This window comes from Pseudomonas sp. GW822-FHT06B12 (assembly GCF_058799675.1).
The window spans coordinates 116,080-137,118 of record NZ_JBXALR010000014.1 but is presented as its reverse complement, the minus strand read 5'-3'; the positions used below and the strand labels follow the sequence as shown (position 1 = coordinate 137,118).

Below are 21,039 nucleotides of genomic sequence, written 5' to 3'. Positions count from 1 at the left end.
CGACATGACTCAATCCATTTATCAGGCCCGGGTCATCACCGACCGCGAGCATGCCTTGAACGCCAACACTGCGGCGGTTTTCGAAGAGCTCTCGAGCGCCGGCGTGATTATCTTCCGCAACTGCATCCGGTCCCTGGACGAGTTCGGTGCCTTCGTGAAAAAACACAGCTCGCGCCTGAGCCTGGACCCGGGCCGCGTGATCGCCAAAGGCGTCGCACAATTGGTGGACGCCGGCACCGATGCCGTAGGCCTGCACTGTGAAAATGGCAACGCGCCGATCTGGCCAGACCTGACATGGTTCTTCTGCGAAATCGCCCCCACCAAGGGTTCGCAAACCACTTTATGCGATGGGGTGAAGGTCTACCAGGAGCTCAGCGAAGAGGCCCGTCAGCGCTTCGAGAGCACCCGTATCCGCTACCGCCGCACGGTGCCGGGCGAAAAGTGGCGCAAGATCGTCTGCTACTACAAACCGCAAATCCAGCAGCTGGAAGACGCCAGTTTCGAGCACCTGAGCGAGATCATCGGCCAGGACCCCAACACCCGGATGGAATACAATCCGGACACCGACTGCGTAGCCTATGCCTACAGCGTCCCGGCGTGCCAGACCTCCAGTTTCTGCGAGCACCCGGCTTTCGCCAACAGCATTCTCGGGCCGTCCTTCAACTACGAGAAACCGGTGATCGACTTCGAGAACGGCGAGGAGATTCCCGCCGACCTGCTGGCGGAAATCACCCAGGTCACCGAACGCAATACTCACACCGTGGGCTGGCAGGACCTGGACCTGGTGATGATCGACAACCGTAGAGTCATGCACGGCCGACAAGCGATCATCGATGAACAGCGTCGCATCTTCAATGCGCTGAGCTACCGGTAATGGTCACCATGACGAATCACTCAGGTCGGACCTGGGCCGTCGAAGGCCTGTACGAGAGTTTCCTCGACAGCCAATACCATCAATTGATTGACCGCAGCGGCGGGTTCGGCCTGTAGATCAAGTCTGCGGCCAAGGTGGACTGAATGTATCAGGGGCTCTTCAGACCGGGGGTAATGCGATAAGCACAACGGCGTGCATTCATCAGAATGTGCTCCACGCGCTCGACCCGGGCTTGCAGAACCTGCTCGAACACATTCAGTTCCGCGCGGCAGAAACCCTGACACACGGCCGCCGCCGCGCAGATCGGACAATGGTTCTCGACAAGGACAAAGGCTCCGTCAGGTTGCTCGCTCCACTCGGCCATATAGCCTTCGCGGACACGCAGGGCGGCGAGGCGTTTGACCCGCTCCCGAAGGGTTGCGGCGTCGGCCAGTTCTTGCAGGTACAAGGTGCGACTCTGCTGTTCGCGAACATCGATCAGACGGTCGATGGCCTCGGGCCCGAAAGTCTCGCGCACGGTCTGCAAGAGCTGCACGGTCAGCTCTGAATGGGTATCGGGAAACCGCGCATGGCCGGCCGCCGTCAGGTGCCAGACCTGCGACGGGCGCCCCACGCCACGGGCCTCGGAGCGGGCTTGCACCAGGCCGCTGGCGGCCAGTTTGACGAACTGCTGGCGCGCCGCTTCCCCCGTGGTGCCCAGCGCGCGCCCGGCATCGGCCGCCAGCTGCGGGCCACGGGTCTTGAGCATGTGAAGCAGTCGGTCGGCAGCCGACATCGACACGTCACTCTGGTTTTCCAAGTGTTTACTTGACAAACAACAACCCTCACCGCTTCAATATTTAAAGAATTTACTTGGTAAATCTAACCCAGGCCTTGAAAACAGGCAATTGACGCTCGCAATCCATCGGGTCGCGAGTCACAGCAGGAGGTTGTATGTCTACGCAAGGAAGCAGCTGGAGCGATTTACTCTCCGGAGAAAACGCCGCGCGATCCATCGCACTGTCAGGAGGCGTTGCGCTGCACGCGATCAATATTTACATCGCCACGACTATCCTGCCATCGGTGGTCAAGGAAATCGGCGGGCTCGACCTGTACGCCTGGAACACCACACTCTTCGTCGTCGCGTCGATCCTCGGCTCCGCCCTCACGGCCAAAGTCCTGCAACGCACAGGGCCACGCGTTTCCTATGCGATAGCCTCGTTATTTTTCCTCGCCGGCAGCCTCATCTGCGCACTGGCGCCAAGTATGCCGGTGATGTTGGTCGGTCGCTCGGTTCAAGGCCTAGGCGGCGGCTTGATGTTCGCCCTGTGCTACTCGATGATTCAGTTGGTGTTCGAAGAGCGTCTCTGGCCTCGGGCCATGGCTCTGGTCTCGGGCATGTGGGGTGTCGCGACGCTGATCGGCCCGGCCATCGGCGGCATCTTCGCTGAAATGGATGCCTGGCGATTAGCCTTTGGGGCGCTGGCACCCGTGACGCTGGCGTACATCCTGCTGACCAGCCGCGTGCTACCCAAGCGTGATAAATCTCAACCACCCGCTGGCCGCTTGCCCGTGCTGCAACTGGTCCTGCTGGCCGCAGCAGTGCTATCGGTTTGCGCCGGCAGCGCCTCATCGCTTCCAACCTGGAACCTGCTGGGCATCGGCCTCTGCCTGGTGCTGGTGTTCTTCCTGGTGCGTCATGAATCCAGCACCCTGACGCGCCTGCTGCCCAAGGATGCCTTGCGGCTCAATACCCCGCTCTGCGCGCTGTACGCGACCATGGGTCTGTTGGTGATCGGCATGACCAGCGAGATCTTCGTGCCCTACTTCCTGCAAACCCTGCACGGGCAGACGCCGCTGATTTCTGGTTATCTGGCAGCGCTCATGGCGGCAGGCTGGACGCTGTCTGAAGTGATGAGCTCCGGCTGGCGCGAACGTGGCGTGCGCCGTGCAATCATCAGCGGCCCGGTGTTCGTGCTGGTCGGGCTGATCATCCTGGCCGTCGCCACACCGTTCAACAGCGGCGGCGACTGGGCGCTGCTCACGCCGATCTGCATCGCCCTGACCCTGGTGGGATTCGGCATCGGCCTCGGCTGGCCACACCTGCTGACCCGGGTCTTGCAAGTGGCCTCGGCCGAAGACCAGGACTCAGCCGCGTCGTCCATCACCACCGTGCAGCTGTTCGCCACCGCACTCGGCGCAGCACTGGCCGGGATGATCGCCAACATGGCCGGGCTCAACGACCCGACCAACGCTGAAGGCACTGCAAACGCCGCACGCTGGTTGTTTGCGCTGTTTACCATTGCGCCGATCCTGGCGTTGGTGACTGCGGTTCGTTCGGCGCGGATTCGGCCGGGACTTGCTACGGCTTGAACCGGCTAATGGGGGTCCCCTTTTCTTGCAAAAGATCGCAGCCTGACGATCCTCCACGCACCGAAAGTCTCCCGTTTATGTCGAGGTGCTGTGCATTTCTATTGACTGCCTGGCATTAGGCAATCCCCTACATCTTTCGCACGCACTGCTCGACACGGCCGGCTATCGAATCCGGGCCGTTACGCAGATTCTTGAAAACCTCGCGATGCGCGGCGACATCACCACCGACTCTGTGATCCTCAGCGACTTCGCGCAGCTTTGCTGCATTCCTCTGCGCGATGGCTGCGACTTGCTCGATGTGATTGCGCGACGTCTGGATGCGGAGCCTTCGCCCGCAAGTGAACGCGCCAAGCCATAACCCCAGAAACGAAAAAGCCCCCGTAACTTTTCAGCTACGGGGGCTTTTCTATGTAATGGCGCAGAGATAGGGATTCGAACCCAAAATAAAGGCGACAAACACTTTCTTACTGGGCCAGCGACACCTGACCAGCGCCGAGCTTCAGCCCAGCCAGGCGCTTGAGCAGTTCATTGATGTTCTCCCGCGCCGAGCCTTCGTTCGCCAGTCGCAGGCGTTTCACGCCGAAGAAGGAGTCGCCGACGCCGGCGGTAAAGGGTGCCTTGACCTTGTCGGTCCAGATCACCCGGCCAGTGGCATTCTCTACCAGGCTGTATTCAACCATCGAAGTGACGGTGAAGTTCAGGCCGAACAGCGGCTGGTCGAGACTTACCAGATTGGCGCGCAGGGCGTAGTTTGCCTTGCTGTTCTGACCCAGCAGGCCAGCGTTGCTCAGCGATTGTTCGAGCGCCGAACGGAAGTCCGCGCTTTCGATCTGCGAAGTCCACAGCGGGTTGGTTGTGCTGCCGCCGCCGACACTGTCGACCTTCATGTTGTCGCGAAGCGCAACGTCATAGGTCTGTGCTTGCGCGGGATTGACCTGCATATTCTCAATCTTGGCTGATGAAGCACAGCCGGTGAGGAAGAGCGCAAACAGGGAGACAGAAAGCAAACGGAGCATGGTCGATCCTTGATAGCCAGGAGGGGGGAGTAACCGTAATCGTCGCATCAGGGTGCTGCGCATGAAGACCGGATTGTCGGTGGCGGCCCCTGAAAACGTGAGGGAGCATAAAGGAGCAGGAATGATGGCTCAAGGCTATTATCGAAAAAAAATGGGACCAGGAAGTTGTGATTGCACGACGCCTGGATGCAGAGCCTTCAGCCCCCGAACGAGCACAAGGCGTCATAAACGCGCTGTTCACGAATGGGGGCTGATGGGTAAACATTTTTCGCGCGGTCTACGTCTTTGAGCAGAGCGCTGGCTGGAAGGTCTGTTAACTCGACGACACCCCGGCGTGAATAACACCGCGTCGGATCAAGGAATCCGTAATGTCCTCTTGTGCTCGCCCTCGGCCAATCAGCCAGCGTTGAAATGCCCGACATTGCGCTTTCTGCAACGTATTAGGGTGCCAACTCAGGTAATACGGCGAGGGAAGAGGCATGGCTCGCTGCCAGGGAATGATCAAGCGCCCTTCATCGATGTCACGGGCAATCATCGAAAACTGCGCCAGTACTATGCCGTGGTGATCGATGGCGGCTTGAATAGCCATGCTGGACGAAGAAAAACTGCGACGTATGGCTATCGCCTGCTCGACGGCGACGCCTTCCAGCTCAAACCATTCGGCCCATGAGGGGGGTGAATCAAATTTCGGCCGCGAATCGATACGGATGAGTGGGTATTGAAGCAGGTCAGCGGCATGCTCCACATGGCCTGGATGGCCTGGATGGCCTGGATGGCCTGGATGGCCTAAAAGCGTCGGTGAACATGCCGGCACTACACAATCGCGGAACAGTACAACGCTATGCCCAGCATAGTGGACGGGCTCGCCATAACCGATACGAAAATCGGCGTTTTCCTCCTCCGACGTATCCGCCAGCGTGCTATCCAGATAGATGTCGAGATCACCATTCTCATGCTGCCATTCGTAGGTGAGGGGCGCCAGCCACTTGGTCATGAGAGAAGGCAGGCCACTGACATACAAATTGTTGGGGTTTTTCGAGCGCTCTACTTCGGAAACGGCGGCTCTCAACTCTTCAAATGCTATAGAACACCGCGCATGAAAACGCTGGCCAATGGCGTTCAGCCGCAAGCGCTGTCCCTCCTTGACCGTCAAGCTCATGCCCAGCGCTTCATCAAGCAACTTCATCTGCTGACTCACCGCGCCCACGGAGATGTTCAAACGCTTTGCGGCTTGGGATATACCGCCACAGTGACCAACGGTTTCGAATATCTGGAGGGCTCGTAAGGGCGGTAAGCGACTCATGGCGATGCGAAGGCCTCGAAAGCGTTTTAAGTTTAGAAATTCTAATAAAACTGACAGAAATTACCATATTTTCTTCATATCAAAATCGCTTTAGCCTTCTCCCACGCTCAATCGAGCGACGGCCTGGCCGGTCCAGCCCCCCCTCAATCATTTCGTTTCTCGGGAGTTCGCAATGAAAGCTCATCCTCAACAGATCACTCAGGTAGTCCTCGGCGATAGAGAGCCCTCCATCGAAGAGTTTGTCGCGGTAGCCCGTTATTCGGCCAAGGTGTCGTTTTCCGAGACCTACAAGAACCGCGTGAAAAAGTCCCGTGGCCTGGTGGAGAGTTTCCTCGATGAAAATCGCCTGGTCTATGGGGTGACCACCGGGTTCGGCGATAACGTTCGGCATGTGATTTCTCCGCAAAATGCCAAGGAGCTCCAGGTCAATATCGTGCGCTCCCATGCCGTCGCCGTGGGCGAGCCGCTCAAGCGAGAGCAGGTTCGTGCGATCCAGTTGATGGTTCTGATCAGCCTTGGCAAAGGTTTTTCGGGGGTGCGCCTGGAGTTGCTGGAGCTGATTGCCGCTCTGCTCAACAACGAAGTCGTGCCGTTTGCGCCTGGCGAGGGTTCGGTGGGTTATCTGGCCGTCGAGGGGCACCTGGCCTTGGTCCTGCTGGGCGAAGGCAAAGCCAGGGTCAATGGCGGCGAATGGGTGGATGGCGCCACCGCGCTGGAACAGGTCGGCCTGCAACCGACGGACCTGCAGTGCAAAGAAGGCCTGGCCATGCTCAATGGCACCATGTCGGTGACCGCCATCGCCATTCTGGCCCTCTATAACGCCATGCAGACCGCCTCGCTGGCCGACGTCGCCGCGGCCCTCTCCCTTGAAGCGCTGAAGGGCACGATTCGGGCCTTCGACCCGCGTTATCACTCGATCAAGGCACACAAGGAGCAGGCACAAACCGCCAGGGATATAAAGGCGATGCTGCATGACAGCCAACTGATCGCCGAAAACATCGACTACCGGCTTCAGGACGCCTACAGCCTGCGCGCCATTCCCCAGGTGCATGGTGCTTCGAAAAGATTCATCGATCACGCCCGGGAAAATATCGAGAACGAAATTCACTCCTCGGGCGATAACCCGATCATCTACCCGCTTGAGGACGGTGACGGCATTGCCATCTCAGGCGCCAACTTCGACGGCAGCTACATCGGCATGTCAGCGGATTCGTTGTGCGTGGCGCTGGCCAACCTAGCGAAGATTTCCGAGCGCCGTATCGACCGTATGGTCAATTCACACTTCAGTGAAATGCCGGCGTTCCTGGTGCGCAACCCGGGCCTTAACAGTGGGTACATGATCCTTCAATACACCGCGGCTGGCCTGTATGCGGAAATGAAGGCGCTGTCATTCCCCTCCTCTGTCGACAGTTTCTCGACCTGCGCTAACCAGGAGGATTTGGTGAGCCTGGCTTATAACGCCGCCATCAAGGCCTACAAGGTTTCCGAAAAGCTGGAATCGGTGCTGGCCATTGAGCTGCTGGTGGGTTGTCAGGCTCTGGACTTCCACGATGTGCACAAGGCCTCCAGCGTCACCAAGGCGGTATATGATCTGGTGCGTAGCCGGGTACCCGTCGCCGACAACGATCGTGCATTCTATTCGGACATGATGAGTGTCACCGAACAGGTACGTAGCGGTGAGGTACTGGCCACGGTACTGAAAAACCTGAAATAAATGTGTTGTACTCCAAGGCTGTCCTTTGGCTGTCAAGGGGATGCGTTTCGCTGCATCTCGACGACTGAAGGGCTGCCTTGGGGCCAAGCCTGGATCCATACCGGGCGGATAGGCAGCCGTTTCCCAAGCACACCCAATTGTTACCGAACGTCCCGGCGTGACGTAATTCCACACTCAAGTAACCGCCGTCACGCCTTCAAAAAAACTCTCGAAAATATCGACTCCCGCCAAACCCTTGTCCCAAAAGCGCTCCAGCCAAATCCCAAGATTAATTGAACAGCGATCCAGCAAGTTGGCCGCTTGATTGCATACTCTTGTATGTACAAGTAAATATGTGTGCACAAGAGTCACAGTGAGGGGTAAAGCCCCTTGGTCACAGGTGTAACCCGACATCAACCATTGTGTGAGGCTTCACATGCCACAGGCTAAAAAAATCGTTATCGCCGATGCACCTCTGCGTTGGCAGGATGTGGTCGCAGTTGCCCGGCAAGGTGCTGTGCTTGAATTGTCGGCTCAAACCTGGGCGCGGATCGACAATGCCCAGGCCATCGTCCAGCGTATCGTCGTCAGCGGCGAGCGCGCTTATGGCGTCAATACCGGTTTGGGTGCGCTCTGCAATGTCTCGCTGCAAGACGAACAACTGAGCCAGCTGTCGCGCAATACATTGCTGAGTCACGCTTGCGGCGTCGGTGCACCGCTGACCGACGAGCAGACACGGTCGATCATGTGCGCGGCGATCATAAACTACAGCCACGGCAAATCCGGTCTGCATCGGCAAGTGGTCGAAGCGCTGCTGGACTTGCTCAATCGCGGGATTACCCCACAGGTACCGTCCCAGGGTTCGGTCGGTTACCTGACTCACATGGCGCATATCGGCATCAGTCTGCTGGGGGTCGGCCAGGTCAGTTATCGCGGGCAGATCGTCTCTGCGCAGCAAGCTTTGGCTGAAGAAGGCTTGAAGCCGGTTCAGTTGGGCGCGAAAGACGGGCTGTGCCTGGTCAACGGTACGCCGTGCATGACCGGCCTGAGCTGCCTCGCCCTCGCCGATGCAACCCGCTTGCTCCAGTGGGCCGATGTGATCGGCGCCATGAGCTTCGAAGCCCAGCGCGGTCAGATCGACGCGTTCGACGCTGAAATCATCGCCCTCAAGCCACATCCGGGAATGCAGCAGGTCGGCATCAACCTACGCGGCCTGCTTGATGGCAGTGAAGTGATTGCCAGCAGTAAAGGCATTCGTACTCAGGATGCCCTGAGCATCCGTTCGATCCCGCAAGTGCATGGTGCGGCCCGTGATCAACTTGACCACGCGACCCGGCAGATCGAAACCGAACTCAACTCCGCCACCGACAACCCGCTGCTTCTGGGGACACCGGATAACTACCGGGTGATGTCTCAGGCCAACCCGCACGGCCAGTCGGTGGCCTTGGCTGCCGACTTGCTGGCGATCGCCATGGCGGAAATCGGCTCGATTGCCGAGCGTCGCCTGGACCGTTTGATCAACCCGCATGTCAGTGGATTGCCGGCATTTCTGGTGAGTAATCCTGGGGTTAACTCCGGAATGATGATCGTCCAGTACGTTGCCGCTTCCCTGTGTGCGGAAAATCGTCAGCTGGCGCAACCGGCTGTGCTCGATAACTATGTCACCTCGGGCCTGCAGGAAGACCACCTGAGCATGGGCACCAACGCTGCACTGAAACTGCATCGGGCGCTGGAAAACTGCACACAGATCCTCGCTATTGAATATTTGCTGGCGGCCCAGGCCTTCGAATTTCTCAAGGCCGACTTTCTCAAGGGGCCATGCTTCGGTGCAGGCACGGACGTCGCTTGGCGACTGTTACGCGAGCGCGTTCCCGCCTATGACCAGGACCGCTGGCTGGCGCCGGATATCGCCAGCGCAGCCAGCATTTTGAAAGACCCGACATTGCTGCAAACCGCGTTACCGGGCCTGCACTAAAATCGATTCCCGAGCAGCGTACCAAGCCGCAGCCTTTCAAAAGAGGCTGCGGCGGATAACGATTGATGCTCGATTCAATGCCTTCGATTTTCCGCTTGAGTTTCACGCTGCAAGTCCCCCTCGCCACAAAAGCACTCACCCAATCGTTCCCCATCGCGCACCAACATCTCTCAATTTGTTACCTAGCGCCCCGGCATGGCGCAATTCCACGCTCGAGTAACAGTCGTCACACCTTCGCAAAATCTCTCCAAAAAGAATCACCTCCCACCAAAACCTTGTCCCAGAGGCTTTTCAGCCAGATTCAAGACTTTATTGAATGCCCATCCAGCAAGTTGGCCGCTTGATTGCATACTCTTGTATGTACAAGTAAGTATGTGTGCGTAAGAGTTACGAGAATTTCTTCGCGCCTTCCACTAATCACCGGTTGATCTGTAGGTCAGGAGCACATGGAGATGGTCCAGCTGTCCAGGCTGAGACCATTATGGGTGCGAATTAACCGGCTGAACTGGCAGGTTGGCGTTTATGGTTTTGTCTTGTCCGCACACGAGCGTTGTGCCGACAGGCATTGGAGATTCGGCCTGAGCCGGATCAGTTCGCAACACTCCATTGATTAGGCAGGAAGTATCAAGATGTCGAAGAAATCAAGCTGGTTGGGTTCTGTAGCGCTCAGTGCAATGGTTCTGGCCTGTGCTCCGGCACTGCAGGCCAAAGAGTGGACCTCGGTGAATATTGCAACCGAGGGTGCCTATGAGCCCTGGAACCTGACACTCCCGGGTGGAAAAATCGGCGGCTTCGAACCGGAGCTGATGGATGTCATCTGTCCGCGTATGAAGCTCAAGTGCAACATCGTCGTACAGAACTGGGACGGGATGATCGCCAGCCTCAATGCTGGTAAATTCGACGTATTGATGGACGCCATCGTCATCAACGAGGAACGCCAGAAGGTCATGGCCTTCTCGACGCCTTACGCCCAGACACCGGCCAGTTTCGTCGCGCTGAAAGCTGATCTGTTGCCGGGTAAAACCGGTGCTGACGCCGCCATCACTCTGGGTAGTGATACCAAGGAAGTACGTGCCGGCGTTGAAGAGCTGCGCAAGGCACTCAAGGGCAAGACCATTGGCATCGCCTCCGGCACCATTTACACGTCATTCATTGATCAGAACTTCAAGGATGTGGCGACCATTCGTGAGTACGGCAGCTCAGCCGAAGCCATTCTCGATCTGCTGGCCGGCCGGATTGACGTCGCTTTCGATGACGTGACCTTTTTCAATTCGGTAATGGATAAGCCGGAGAACAAACCGCTGGTCTTTACCGGCCCGGTCATCAAAGGCCCGATCTGGGGTGAAGGTGAAGCGCTGGGTTTCCGTCAGAAAGATCCGGAACTCAAAGCCCAGTTCGACGCAGCCCTCAAGGAAGCCATGGCTGACGGCACGATCAAGAAGCTGAGCGAGAAGTGGTTCAAGGCAGACCTCACCCCTCAGCATTGATTCTGAATGGCCCGACACCGTGAAGGTTGCCGGGCTGCTTAAACCTTTTCATAAGTGGGACCCTCTATGAACCTCTTGCAGCTACTCAGTTTCGGTGACTCAGGCTGGGGAATGGCGCTGCTCAAGGCAGCGGGCATGACCGTGATATTGACCCTGGCAGCCCTGCTGGTGGGTGCGGTATTTGGCAGCCTGGTCGCTGCTGCCAAGCTATCCCGTCGACGCAGCTTGCGCTGGCTGGGGGATCTGTATTCGATACTGTTCAGGGGGATCCCCGAGTTGCTGGTGATCTACCTGTTCTACTTCGGCGGTGCCAGTGTGGTGACCGCGGTTGGCCACTGGTTCGGTGGTGAAGGCTATATCGACGTGCCGCCTTTTCTGGTCGGCGCGTTGGCAGTCGGGCTGATTTCTGGCTCCTATCAGGCTGAAGTCTACCGTGGCGCTTTTCTCGCGGTTTCGCGGGGCGAACTGGAAGCAGGACTGGCGATCGGTATGACCCGTGCGATGCGTTTCAAACGTATTCTGGTCCCCCAGGTACTGCGATTTGCGCTGCCTGGACTCGGAAATGTCTGGCAAATGAGTCTGAAAGACTCAGCGCTGATTTCGGTCATCGGCCTGGTGGAATTGATGCGTGCCAGCCAGGTCGCGGCCGGTTCCACTCGTCAATATTTCACGTTCTACATTATCGGGGGCATCGTGTACCTCATTCTCACTGGCCTGTCCGGTCGGCTTTTCCACATGGCTGAGGCTCGCGTGCGTCGCACGCGGCAGCGCAGTCCAGTCTAGTTCGAGTCGGGAGCGCTACTTATGATCAATTTTCCGTTCCTCGCTGACACCATGCTCAAGCTTTTGGCAGCGCTGCCCACCACGCTGACGCTATTTTTCAGCTCATTGGTGATCGGCCTTACCCTGTCTGTCGGCATTGTCAGCCTGCGGGTCAGCCGCTGGTGGTTTTTCAGCTATCCGGCGCGGTTCTACATCATGTTGTTTCGCGGTACGCCGCTGTTGATTCAAATGTTCCTGATTTACTACGGGTTGGGCCAGTTCCCGGCCATTCGCGATAGCTTCGCCTGGGTACTGCTCAAATCGCCCTATGGCTGCGCGGTGATTTCACTGGCCTTGTGTACCGCCGGTTACACCGCCGAAATTATTCGCGGCGGGCTGCTGAGCGTGCCACAGGGGCAGATCGAAGCGGGCAAGGCCGTAGGCATGTCGCCCTGGGAACTGCTATGCCGAATCATTGCTCCGGTCACCCTGCGCCAGGCCCTGCCGGCCTACTCCACCGAAGCCATTTTGCTGGTCAAGTCCACGGCCCTGGCTAGCCTGGTGACTGTTTGGGACGTCACTGGCGTCGCGCAACAGATCATCCAGCGTACCTATCGCACGATGGAAGTGTTCATTTGCGCGGCCTTGATCTATCTGGTGCTGAATTTCCTGGTCGTCCGTGCAGTCGCCTGGCTCGAGTATCGCCTCTCGCCGCACTTGCGTGAGCGGCCAGTTGACGCCATCAAAAAAGCCAGCCCTCCGCTGACTACCCATTCCTGATTTGATACGGAGCATGCCATGAGCACTCAGCCCGCTTCAGCCTTGTCGGTAACCAATATCCAGAAGTCCTTCGGCAGCGCACATGTCCTCAAGGGGATTTCCCTGGAAGCCCACAAGGGCGACGTGATCTCGATCCTTGGTGCCAGTGGATCAGGTAAAAGTACCTTCCTGCGTTGCATCAACCTCCTGGAAACGCCCGATCAAGGCATCATCAGCGTCAATGGTGAAGTGATCGAAATGAAACAGCATCCCGACGGCCGCCAGACACCGGGCAACAGCCGTCAGGTCGAGCGTATGCGCAGTTGCCTGGGAATGGTGTTCCAGAGCTTCAACCTCTGGTCGCACATGACGGTGCTGCAAAACATCATTGAAGGCCCGATGCGGGTTCTCAAACGCTCGCGTGCCGAATGTATCGAGGAAGCAGAAGCCTTGTTGCACAAGGTCGGCCTGTACGATCGCCGCGACTATTACCCCGCGCACCTGTCCGGTGGTCAGCAACAGCGTGTAGCGATAGCCCGCGCACTGGCGATGAATCCACAAGTCATGTTGTTCGACGAACCGACCTCGGCACTTGACCCTGAACTCGTTGGCGAGGTTTTGCGCGTAATGCGCTCTCTGGCTGAAGAAGGCCGCACCATGCTGGTGGTTACACACGAAATGGGCTTTGCCCGACACGTGTCAAATCGGGTGGTGTTCATGCATGGCGGCCTGATCGATGTGCAGGGTACGCCGACGGAACTGTTCGAAGGCTTGCCCACCGAACGCTTTCGACAATTCGTCTCCAGCCATCATGAGAGAAGTGCCGAATAAGCACAGCAGAAACGAAAAAGCCCCCGTAACTTTTCAGCTACGGGGGCTTTTTCTATTTAATGGCGCAGAGATAGTCATCAACGAACAGGTATTGCCTTCTACCTGCTCCTCTTGCCCCTACGCTAGCCGCCCGAGCCTGATGCGAGAAGTGCCGCCTGCCCGGCCAGCAGTTGCCCGAGCTTGCGACCACTGAACCGGATCTGCGACAGACTCAGGGCGGTGAACCCGATCATCACCGCCGCCGGCCGTCGCACCTCCTGACAGAATTCGCTGACCGGTTGCAAGACCAGCCCGATGGCGCTGGCACGGCGGCAGACGTCGGACTCGTCGCTGCCCGCAGGCAACTCCAGAACGAAGTGCAGACCGGCATGTTGCCCGGAAACCGAATAACCTCCCGGCGCCTGTTCCGCCAGGCAGGCCAGCAGCGCGTCACGGCGTTCCTGATAGGCCTGGCGCGCCGAGCGCAGGTAACGCACGAATGCCCCGCTCCTCATGTATTCCGCCAGCGCCGCCTGCTCGGTGACCCCAACTGAGCGGCCGGTGGTCTGCAGGGTAGCCAGCAGGCGATTGCGCAACGCCCCGGGAACCAGCATGAAACCGACGCGCAGCCCGGCGAACAAGGTCTTGTTGAAGCTGCCGCAGTAGATCACCCGGTCATCGCGGTCCAGGGCCTTGAGCGCCGCCAGTGGCGCGCTGTTGTAGTTGAATTCGCTGTCGTAGTCGTCCTCCACCACCCAGGCATCGGTCCGGCTGGCCCAGTCCAGCAGGGCCAGGCGCCGCGACACCGAGAGGGTCACCCCCAGCGGCGACTGGTGCGCGGGCGTGACATAGACCAATCGGGCATCGCCGTGCCGGCGCAGCGCCCCATCGTCGATGCCATCTTCGAGGACCGGGATATACACCAGCCGCGCTCCGGCCATGGAGAAGATCCTTTTCGCCGACAGGTAACCCGGATCTTCGACACACACCTTGTCGCCCTGCGTCACCAGGCTGCGGGCCACCAGGTCCAGGGAGTGGCGAATCCCCGTGGTCACGATCAGGTCGTCCGGCTTGCAACGGATGCCACGGTACTTGGCCAGGTAATCGGCAATCTGTTCGCGCAGGGCCAGCATACCGCCCGGGTCCGGCGAGCAGAGCAACTGCGCCGAGGCTTCGGCCATGGCCTTGGCCACCGCCCGCGACCACACGCGAATGGGAAACAGCGCCGGGTCCGCCAGGCGCGCCACAAAGGGCAGCCCCACCCTGACCGCGGTCTCCAGCGTCGGCGGTGCTGCTGGCGTCTGCTGCTCCCGTGCCTGGATGGCCGCCCGGGCCTGCGGCGCGCGGATAAAGAGATCGGGCACCACCGCACTGACCCGGGTCCCCGAACCCGACACCCGGGTCACATAACCTTCGCTGCGCAAGCGGTCGAAGACCGTTTCCACCGTCCCCCGGGACAGCGACCAGCGCTGCGCCAGGGTCCGCGTAGAGGGCAACTGGCTACCGGCGGGCAGGAGTTTTTCCAGGATCGCGCCGCGCAATGCCTCATAGGCGCTTTCCTGTTTGGTCAACACCCGACTGCCATCGATCAGGCTGCAGGGCTGGGGCAGATCAAGGGGAACGGAAACCTTTCCTCGGCTCATAGTGGTCCATTCGAAATACTAATTAACGGCTCTCAGAATTAAACCACAAAGCGCCTAACGTCGCGGCCCTGTAATGGATACCCGAGAGCGACATGGCTTCTACAACACAACACCCCGAATTCACCCTCACGATCATTGGCGGCGGTGGCGCCTGCGTAGCGTTCCTGCATCCCTCGGCGCCTGCCGCTCCCCTCGCCATCGCTCGCCCCTACGGAGTAACCCATGCCTGTAAAATCTAATCTGGCGCCCTGGATCTGGTCGGCGCTGTTGCTGGTGGTCGTCTGCCTGCCACGCGCCACCATCGACATCTACCTGCCCTCGTTGCCGGCGATGGCCGATGCCCTGCATGCCAGCGATGCCCAACTGCAACTGACCCTCACCCTGTACATGGTCGGGTACGCCTTTTCGATGCTGATCGGCGGCCCGCTCTGTGATCGTTTTGGCCGGCGGCCAGTACTGATCGGCGGCACGGCGCTGTACCTGGTGGCGACCCTGGTGTGCGTGCTTGCCCGCGATGTCGAGGTGTTGATCGTCGCCCGGATGCTCCAGGCCCTCGGTGGCTGCTGCGGCACGGTGATCGGCAGGGTCATGGTCCGCGACCGTTTCGACCGCCATGAACAGACCCGCCTGCTCAGCCGGATCTCCATGGGCATGGCGATTTCGCCGATGGTGGCCCCGATTATCGGCAGCCTTATCGAAACCGCCTTCGGCTGGCGTGGGGTATTTGTGGTGCTGACCGTCATTGCCGCGCTGGCGCTGATCCTGATCAGCCTGCTGCTGCCGGAAACCCGTCCGCCCGCCCAGCCCGATACGCGCCAGCAAGGCACTCTGCGCATTTACGCGCGGCTGCTGCGCGACCGCTATTTCCTGCGCTACTCCCTGGCCATAGGCTGCGTGTACTGCACCTATTTTCCGTTTATCGCCGAGTCCTCGACCCTGCTGCAACGCACCCTGCACCTGTCCTCGATGGAATATGCCCAAGTGTTCGCCGTCACCGTGGCCGGTTATGTGCTGGGCTCCAATCTGTTCCGCCGCCTGTCCGTCAGACACGACGCCGATACCCTGATCGGCTACGCCATCGCCCTGAACCTGGTGGGTTCGTCGCTACTGATCATGGCCACCCGGCTCTGGCCTGAGGTGGTGCTGTCGATCGTCTGCCCGATGCTGCTGATCATGCTCTCGGTGGGTATCGCCATCCCGGCCTGCCAGCTGGCGGTACTGCAACCCTTCTCGGCCATTGCTGGCACTGCGTCCGGGCTGTTTTTCTTTATCCAGATGGCCATGACCGCGGTGTGCGGCTTCATCACCGGCAAACTCTCGGATGGCAGCGTCTACCCGATGATGATCATGACCTCGATCTACAGCATCAGCTTCTGCCTGGTCTGGCTGCTGTTCAAAACAGAGACTGCCCCGTTGGAGGAGGCGCTGGGCGAACGCTGAAGTAGCGTTGGGTATGTGACAAACCAGACACCACCGTGCCGGCGATCAGGGTCACGTCGTGGCCCTGAATCAAGGCGCCGTTAGCGGCCAGGCGCCGGGCGATACGCAATTGGCGTTTGAAGAGGATTTGCTGACGGCGTTTGCACACACGCCGTAACTCCCCCCGTCAAATACGTTGGAGAGCCGCACCCGCACTCGTAGCAGCTGCCGAGCCCGCGAGGCTGCGTTCGAGGACGAAGTCCTCGCCAATCCTGCACACGCGGTTCGCCTGAAAGAACGTGTTGCATGATTTTACGACTGCTTCGCAGCCGAACGCAGCCTCGCGGGCTCGGCAGCTGCTACGGGTGTTTAAGCTTGCCCACGCAGTGCCCATCAGAGGCTACAACGCCTTGCGTCACGGCCTACACCTGCGCCAGAATCCGCCGGCTTGTGCGCTTTGGTCCTCGCCTCTATTGTTTCCGTGTCGCTGATTATCAGCGATCGGGTTTAGCAGCTCGGGTATTCTCTAGACGTACAGCGTCCACCGTTCATGAGCAGGTGTTTTTATGCCTGGCAGTTCATGTTATGGCGGCTTTGCGTGGGGCACTTCGGTGCGCCGGGTTCTAGAGTCCTGGTCTGCTAACCCGCGTACAGCCGCCACCCCTAATTCGTCTAGCAGCGATGTGTGGCAGCTCCACAACTCTAGGAGCTTCACCATGTTCAAACCAACTCCAAATCCCCCCGAAACCGACCCCGTTTCCCCCTACGCCTCCCTCGATTCAAAAGAACTCCACGCCGCCGCGCACCGTGCACTCGATCATTACCTGGTGCTGCCCGAGACCAAGGCACTGTTAGCCGACCGACGCCCCGGCTGCATTTTCGTCATTGCCCCCGACGTCGACAGCGAAACCCTGCTAGCCCACGCCTGCGAAACCCTCGCCTCAGCCAACGTCATGGCCAGCGATCTGGCGTTCGACCTCGAAGGCCCCAAGCGCAATACCGCACTGGCGATTCAACAGATGATTTCTTTAGCCGAACTGGCGGTGAATCGCGCACTGGATCACCTCGATCCACCCGAACCCGCGTAGGAGCTGCCGAAGGCTGCGATCTTTTTGGCCTTCTTTTACGTACAACTCCTACGTACAACGCAGAAACGAAAAAGCCCCCGTAACTTTTCAGCTACGGGGGCTTTTTCTATGTAATGGCGGAGAGATAGGGATTCGAACCCTAGGTACCGGTGAAGGTACAACGGATTTCGAATCCGTCCCATTCGGCCACTCTGGCATCTCTCCAACGGCGCGCATCATAACAGCACATTCACCGGAAGCGAACCCCCCAAGTGAATTTTTTTCCGTGCTATCAGATGCTTGCGTCGATTACAGCGGAACGCCGAGGCGGTTGGCGACTTCTTCGTAGGCTTCGATAACGTCACCGAGGCCCTGACGGAAGCGGTCCTTGTCCATTTTCTTGCCGGTGGCCTTGTCCCACAGGCGGCAGCCGTCCGGGCTGAACTCGTCGCCCAAGACGATGGTGCCGTCGTGGAACACGCCGAATTCAAGTTTGAAGTCGACCAGCAGCAGGCCGGCGTCGTCGAACAGTTTGCTCAGGACTTCGTTGACCTTGAGCGACAGTTCTTTCATGCGAACCAGTTGCTCGGCGGTGCCCCAACCGAATGCCACGACGTGGGATTCGTTGATGAACGGGTCGCCCTTGGCGTCGTCCTTCAGGAACAGTTCGAAGGTGTAAGGGTTGAGCTTCATGCCCTCTTCGACGCCCAGACGCTTGACCAGGCTGCCGGCGGCATAGTTACGCACGACGCATTCGACCGGGATCATGTCGAGCTTCTTCACCAGGCACTCGTTGTCGCCCAGCAGTTTGTCGAATTGGGTCGGCACGCCGGCTTCTTCGAGTTTCTGCATGATGAAGGCGTTGAACTTGTTGTTCACCATGCCTTTGCGGTCGAGCTGCTCGATGCGCTTGCCGTCGAACGCCGAGGTGTCGTTGCGAAACAGCAGGATCAAGCGGTCAGCGTCGTCGGTCTTGTAAACCGATTTGGCTTTGCCGCGGTAGAGTTCTTCACGTTTTTCCATGATGGGCTCCGCTTGCTAAGTAGATGGGCTAGGCGATATGTCGCCAGTCGAGCCCTGAATCTTGATCGGCCAATTGCAGCCAGTCCGGGTCGCACCCGAGGGTGTCGACAAAACATTGCCGGGCCAGCTGCGGCAGGTTGTTCTTGCTGCTCAGATGGGCCAGTACCAGGTGTTGCAGGTCCTGCCAGCCCAACTCGGCCACCAGGCTTGCGGCCTGATGGTTGTTCAAATGTCCCAGCTCACCGCCTACCCGCTGCTTGAGAAAGTACGGGTAGTGACCGCGGGCCAGCAGGTCGCGGCAGTGGTTGGATTCGATCATCAACGCATCGAGATCCCGATAACCATCCAGCACCGAGGCACAGTACGAACCGAGATCGGTCAGCAGGCCGAAACGCCGCGAACCGTCACTGAAGACGTACTGCGTCGGCTCCTGTGCATCGTGGGCCACGGCAATGACGCCGATACTCAGCCCGCCGATCTGCAACTGATCACCACCGGCCACAAAGCCTGCCGGTTCAATCGGTTTGCGCATCCCGCGCAGGGTGCCACGACTCAGGTAGACAGGAAGATTGTAGCGCCGAGACAGCAAACCCACGCCATGCACGTGGTCGGCATGTTCGTGGGTCACCAGTATCGCGCTCAGCTGCGTCGGGCTTACACCCAGGCGCAGCAGGCGTTTTTCGGTTTCGCGCAAGGAGAAACCACAATCGACCAGGATGTACGTGTCATCACTGGCTATCAGCGTGCCATTCCCTTGGCTACCACTGCCGAGAACGGCGAAACGCATCTGATCAGCCCAGGTTGTCCTGAATCACGCCCAACACTTTGCGCGCCACTTCAGCCGGCGCAACGGTGTTGATGTTCTTCTCGACGGTCACTTGTACGTTCTCGCCCACCTTGCTCAGGCGAACCTGATAACGCTCGGCGCGGGCTTCGATTTCTTCCTTGGCCGGCTTGCTGCCGAACAGACCGCTGAAGAAACCTGGCTTCTCGTCCTTCTTCTCGGCTTTTTCGGCGAGGTTGATGTAGTACAGGCCCAGGCTGCGGTTGATGTCTTCAACACGCCATTCGCCCTTCTCCAACGCACGCCCAACGCTCGACCAGGCGCGGTCAAGGTCGGTACCGACGTTGAGCACCGGGTTACCGCTGCCGTCTTCAGTCAGGCTGACACGGTTTGGCGTATCGAAATCACGTGAAGCGAGCATCGAGACCGAACCGCCCTTCTCCGACGTACGGCTCATGCTGGCGAGCATGTCGTCGACCAGTGCAGCGTCCAGGCCAGTGTTGACCGAACGGTTGGTGAACGCGACATCAGCAGTGCTGCCGGCTGCGCGCTCGGCGCTGACCACGTAGATCTCACTGGTGTTGCGCTGCACGCCTGGCTCGATGCGTACCCGCACGCGGGTTTCGCTGTCGGACGCAATGCCGGCACTGGTCATGCGTTTGGCCATCGCCGCGGAAAGCTGGTCAGGACGCTGCCAGCCCGTGGTGAACTCGCCGGTTTGTGGGCGCTGTTGATCCAGACGGAAGCCGTTGTCCTGGAAGAACTGCACAGCCACTGGCCAGACTTCGGCCGGTGGATGCTGGGCCATGACCCAACGCGAGTCGCCGCTTTTTTGCAGGCTGTAATCGCTGGCATCGGCAATCGCCGACAACGGCTGCGGACGAGGAACGATGTATTCGCCCTTGAACGTGTCATCGGCCACGTTGCGCGGAATCGGCAACAGCGGGTCCAGACGCTTGGAGGTATGAACATCCGGCGGCAGTTGCATCGGTGCAGTCTGTTGCGCTTCCAGGTAATCGCTACCACGGTCACGGAAGTAACCTTCCGGGCCCCAGATCCATCCACAGCCACTGGTGCTGGAGATAATCAAGGCAAGTGCGGAAAGTCCGGCCATTCGCTTCATGCGTTGTACTTCCTCAATTAAACCAATACGCCGGACTGGCGCATGGCCTGCCGCAGCGGTTCGTGACAGGCTTCGCTGAGCCAGGTGAGCGGCAGACGGATACCGTCCGGCATCAAGCCCATTTCATGCAGCGCCCATTTCACGGGGATAGGGTTGGATTCGATAAACAGGGTTTTATTGAGCGGCATCAGCTTTTCGTGAATAGCCCGGGCTTTTACCGCGTCGCCATTCAGGGCGGCGATGCACAGGTCGGCCATGTCACGCGGCGCAACGTTGGCGGTGACCGAGATGTTGCCTTTGCCGCCGAGCAGGATCAGTTCGACCGCGGTGGCATCGTCACCGGAAATCACCAGGAAGTCCTTGCTCACGCCGTCGAGGATGGCCTTGGCGCGCGAAAGATCGCCCGTGGCTTCCTTGATACCGATGATGTTCTTCACGGTCGACAGGCGGATGACCGTCTCGGCCTGCATGTCGCAAGCGGTACGACCCGGCACGTTGTAAAGGATCTGCGGGATGTCGACAGCTTCGGCGATGGTCTTGAAGTGCAGGTACAGGCCTTCTTGCGTCGGCTTGTTGTAGTACGGCGTTACCAGCAGGCACGCATCGGCGCCGGCAGTCTTCGCGTTGGTGGTCAGTTCGATCGCTTCGCGCGTCGAATTGGCGCCAGTGCCGGCAATTACCGGGATGCGACCATTGACCTGCTTGACCACGCGACGAATCACTTCGATGTGTTCGTTCACGTCAAGGGTGGCCGACTCACCTGTGGTGCCGACCGCCACAATGGCGTGGGTGCCGTTTTGCAGGTGAAAGTCCACCAGTTTGCTCAGGCTGTCCCAGTCGAGACGACCCTGTGCATCCATGGGAGTGACCAGTGCCACCATACTGCCCGCAATCATGCAACCGCTCCTGCCGGAAAAAGAGAGCGGTAATGGTACTGGCGCCAAGATGC

Annotated in this window: 19 protein-coding genes and 1 tRNA gene; 11 read left to right on the top strand and 9 right to left on the bottom strand. The window is 59.1% G+C overall.

Features of this window, described 5'->3' with window-relative positions; all coding sequences use genetic code 11:
* Positions 1 to 4: 4 nt before the first annotated feature.
* Complete coding sequence (locus AC1RKH_RS25160) at positions 5 to 874, top strand: TauD/TfdA family dioxygenase (RefSeq protein WP_493063482.1); 870 nt, start codon at positions 5 to 7, stop codon at positions 872 to 874.
* Between the two features lie 148 nt (positions 875 to 1,022).
* On the opposite strand, the gene AC1RKH_RS25155 is transcribed toward AC1RKH_RS25160, so the two are convergent.
* A complete protein-coding gene (locus AC1RKH_RS25155; protein ID WP_493063481.1) occupies positions 1,023 to 1,673 on the bottom strand; it encodes a helix-turn-helix transcriptional regulator in 651 nt (216 codons plus the stop codon).
* Between the two features lie 134 nt (positions 1,674 to 1,807).
* Here AC1RKH_RS25155 and AC1RKH_RS25150 point away from each other — a divergent pair, with 134 nt between their 5' ends.
* Positions 1,808 to 3,226: an MFS transporter gene (locus AC1RKH_RS25150; RefSeq protein WP_493063480.1), complete on the top strand. Its 1,419-nt coding sequence runs from the start codon at positions 1,808 to 1,810 to the stop codon at positions 3,224 to 3,226.
* Between the two features lie 85 nt (positions 3,227 to 3,311).
* A complete protein-coding gene (locus AC1RKH_RS25145; protein ID WP_493063479.1) occupies positions 3,312 to 3,584 on the top strand; it encodes a short-chain dehydrogenase in 273 nt (90 codons plus the stop codon).
* Between the two features lie 106 nt (positions 3,585 to 3,690).
* On the opposite strand, the gene AC1RKH_RS25140 is transcribed toward AC1RKH_RS25145, so the two are convergent.
* The gene (locus AC1RKH_RS25140; RefSeq protein ID WP_493063478.1) at positions 3,691 to 4,242 is read right to left on the bottom strand and encodes a hypothetical protein; all 552 of its coding nucleotides are present in this window, start codon (positions 4,240 to 4,242) and stop codon (positions 3,691 to 3,693) included.
* Positions 4,243 to 4,555: 313 nt separating this feature from the next.
* Positions 4,556 to 5,545, bottom strand: a complete 990-nt coding sequence (locus AC1RKH_RS25135; protein WP_493063477.1) for a LysR substrate-binding domain-containing protein — start codon at positions 5,543 to 5,545, stop codon at positions 4,556 to 4,558.
* A 172-nt stretch (positions 5,546 to 5,717) separates the two neighbouring features.
* Between AC1RKH_RS25135 and AC1RKH_RS25130 the strand changes: the two genes are divergently transcribed.
* The 6 genes from AC1RKH_RS25130 to AC1RKH_RS25105 all read left to right on the top strand — a co-directional run bounded on the left by AC1RKH_RS25130 (position 5,718) and on the right by AC1RKH_RS25105 (position 13,052).
* Positions 5,718 to 7,259, top strand: coding sequence for an HAL/PAL/TAL family ammonia-lyase (locus AC1RKH_RS25130; protein WP_493063476.1), 1,542 nt, complete (start codon positions 5,718 to 5,720; stop codon positions 7,257 to 7,259).
* Between the two features lie 415 nt (positions 7,260 to 7,674).
* The gene (gene hutH / locus AC1RKH_RS25125; RefSeq protein ID WP_493063475.1) at positions 7,675 to 9,213 is read left to right on the top strand and encodes a histidine ammonia-lyase; all 1,539 of its coding nucleotides are present in this window, start codon (positions 7,675 to 7,677) and stop codon (positions 9,211 to 9,213) included.
* A gap of 722 nt (positions 9,214 to 9,935) precedes the next feature.
* Complete coding sequence (locus tag AC1RKH_RS25120) at positions 9,936 to 10,700, top strand: transporter substrate-binding domain-containing protein (RefSeq protein WP_493063507.1); 765 nt, start codon at positions 9,936 to 9,938, stop codon at positions 10,698 to 10,700.
* A gap of 66 nt (positions 10,701 to 10,766) precedes the next feature.
* Positions 10,767 to 11,483: an ABC transporter permease gene (locus tag AC1RKH_RS25115; protein WP_493063474.1), complete on the top strand. Its 717-nt coding sequence runs from the start codon at positions 10,767 to 10,769 to the stop codon at positions 11,481 to 11,483.
* A 21-nt stretch (positions 11,484 to 11,504) separates the two neighbouring features.
* Positions 11,505 to 12,242, top strand: coding sequence for an ABC transporter permease (locus AC1RKH_RS25110; protein WP_493063473.1), 738 nt, complete (start codon positions 11,505 to 11,507; stop codon positions 12,240 to 12,242).
* An 18-nt stretch (positions 12,243 to 12,260) separates the two neighbouring features.
* Entirely contained in the window at positions 12,261 to 13,052 is a 792-nt protein-coding gene (locus tag AC1RKH_RS25105; protein ID WP_123428056.1) for an ABC transporter ATP-binding protein, read from the top strand.
* A gap of 122 nt (positions 13,053 to 13,174) precedes the next feature.
* Here AC1RKH_RS25105 and pdxR read toward each other — a convergent pair whose 3' ends face one another.
* Positions 13,175 to 14,674, bottom strand: a complete 1,500-nt coding sequence (gene pdxR, locus AC1RKH_RS25100; protein ID WP_493063472.1) for a MocR-like pyridoxine biosynthesis transcription factor PdxR — start codon at positions 14,672 to 14,674, stop codon at positions 13,175 to 13,177.
* 222 nt (positions 14,675 to 14,896) lie between these two features.
* Here pdxR and AC1RKH_RS25095 point away from each other — a divergent pair, with 222 nt between their 5' ends.
* Both AC1RKH_RS25095 and AC1RKH_RS25090 read left to right on the top strand, forming a co-directional pair.
* Positions 14,897 to 16,114 carry a multidrug effflux MFS transporter gene (locus AC1RKH_RS25095; RefSeq protein WP_493063471.1) on the top strand — a complete coding sequence of 406 codons (1,218 nt, stop codon included), beginning with the start codon at positions 14,897 to 14,899 and terminating at the stop codon, positions 16,112 to 16,114.
* 695 nt (positions 16,115 to 16,809) lie between these two features.
* Positions 16,810 to 17,181, top strand: a complete 372-nt coding sequence (locus AC1RKH_RS25090; protein ID WP_493063470.1) for a DUF6124 family protein — start codon at positions 16,810 to 16,812, stop codon at positions 17,179 to 17,181.
* Positions 17,182 to 17,295: 114 nt separating this feature from the next.
* On the opposite strand, the gene AC1RKH_RS25085 is transcribed toward AC1RKH_RS25090, so the two are convergent.
* From AC1RKH_RS25085 to dapA, 5 genes are all read right to left on the bottom strand, one after another.
* Positions 17,296 to 17,385: transfer RNA gene (locus AC1RKH_RS25085), tRNA-Ser, on the bottom strand.
* Between the two features lie 84 nt (positions 17,386 to 17,469).
* Positions 17,470 to 18,183, bottom strand: coding sequence for a phosphoribosylaminoimidazolesuccinocarboxamide synthase (gene purC / locus AC1RKH_RS25080; RefSeq protein WP_123428068.1), 714 nt, complete (start codon positions 18,181 to 18,183; stop codon positions 17,470 to 17,472).
* Positions 18,184 to 18,211: 28 nt separating this feature from the next.
* Complete coding sequence (locus tag AC1RKH_RS25075; protein WP_493063469.1) at positions 18,212 to 18,970, bottom strand: MBL fold metallo-hydrolase; 759 nt, start codon at positions 18,968 to 18,970, stop codon at positions 18,212 to 18,214.
* Positions 18,971 to 18,974: 4 nt separating this feature from the next.
* A complete protein-coding gene (gene bamC / locus AC1RKH_RS25070; RefSeq protein ID WP_493063468.1) occupies positions 18,975 to 20,090 on the bottom strand; it encodes an NlpB/DapX family lipoprotein in 1,116 nt (371 codons plus the stop codon).
* 17 nt (positions 20,091 to 20,107) lie between these two features.
* Positions 20,108 to 20,986: a 4-hydroxy-tetrahydrodipicolinate synthase gene (gene dapA, locus AC1RKH_RS25065; RefSeq protein ID WP_123428074.1), complete on the bottom strand. Its 879-nt coding sequence runs from the start codon at positions 20,984 to 20,986 to the stop codon at positions 20,108 to 20,110.
* Positions 20,987 to 21,039: the final 53 nt, after the last annotated feature.

Excerpts from the sequence above, each read along its gene's own strand:
- AC1RKH_RS25160 (WP_493063482.1), top strand. The coding sequence starts at position 5 with ATGACTCAATCCATTTATCAGGCCCGGGTCATCACCGACCGCGAGCAT.
- AC1RKH_RS25150 (WP_493063480.1), top strand. The coding sequence starts at position 1,808 with ATGTCTACGCAAGGAAGCAGCTGGAGCGATTTACTCTCCGGAGAAAAC.
- AC1RKH_RS25140 (WP_493063478.1), bottom strand. The coding sequence starts at position 4,242 with ATGCTCCGTTTGCTTTCTGTCTCCCTGTTTGCGCTCTTCCTCACCGGC.
- AC1RKH_RS25135 (WP_493063477.1), bottom strand. The coding sequence starts at position 5,545 with ATGAGTCGCTTACCGCCCTTACGAGCCCTCCAGATATTCGAAACCGTT.
- AC1RKH_RS25130 (WP_493063476.1), top strand. The coding sequence starts at position 5,718 with ATGAAAGCTCATCCTCAACAGATCACTCAGGTAGTCCTCGGCGATAGA.
- hutH (WP_493063475.1), top strand. The coding sequence starts at position 7,675 with ATGCCACAGGCTAAAAAAATCGTTATCGCCGATGCACCTCTGCGTTGG.
- AC1RKH_RS25115 (WP_493063474.1), top strand. The coding sequence starts at position 10,767 with ATGAACCTCTTGCAGCTACTCAGTTTCGGTGACTCAGGCTGGGGAATG.
- AC1RKH_RS25110 (WP_493063473.1), top strand. The coding sequence starts at position 11,505 with ATGATCAATTTTCCGTTCCTCGCTGACACCATGCTCAAGCTTTTGGCA.
- AC1RKH_RS25105 (WP_123428056.1), top strand. The coding sequence starts at position 12,261 with ATGAGCACTCAGCCCGCTTCAGCCTTGTCGGTAACCAATATCCAGAAG.
- pdxR (WP_493063472.1), bottom strand. The coding sequence starts at position 14,674 with ATGAGCCGAGGAAAGGTTTCCGTTCCCCTTGATCTGCCCCAGCCCTGC.
- AC1RKH_RS25095 (WP_493063471.1), top strand. The coding sequence starts at position 14,897 with ATGCCTGTAAAATCTAATCTGGCGCCCTGGATCTGGTCGGCGCTGTTG.
- AC1RKH_RS25090 (WP_493063470.1), top strand. The coding sequence starts at position 16,810 with ATGTTCAAACCAACTCCAAATCCCCCCGAAACCGACCCCGTTTCCCCC.
- purC (WP_123428068.1), bottom strand. The coding sequence starts at position 18,183 with ATGGAAAAACGTGAAGAACTCTACCGCGGCAAAGCCAAATCGGTTTAC.
- AC1RKH_RS25075 (WP_493063469.1), bottom strand. The coding sequence starts at position 18,970 with ATGCGTTTCGCCGTTCTCGGCAGTGGTAGCCAAGGGAATGGCACGCTG.
- bamC (WP_493063468.1), bottom strand. The coding sequence starts at position 20,090 with ATGAAGCGAATGGCCGGACTTTCCGCACTTGCCTTGATTATCTCCAGC.
- dapA (WP_123428074.1), bottom strand. The coding sequence starts at position 20,986 with ATGATTGCGGGCAGTATGGTGGCACTGGTCACTCCCATGGATGCACAG.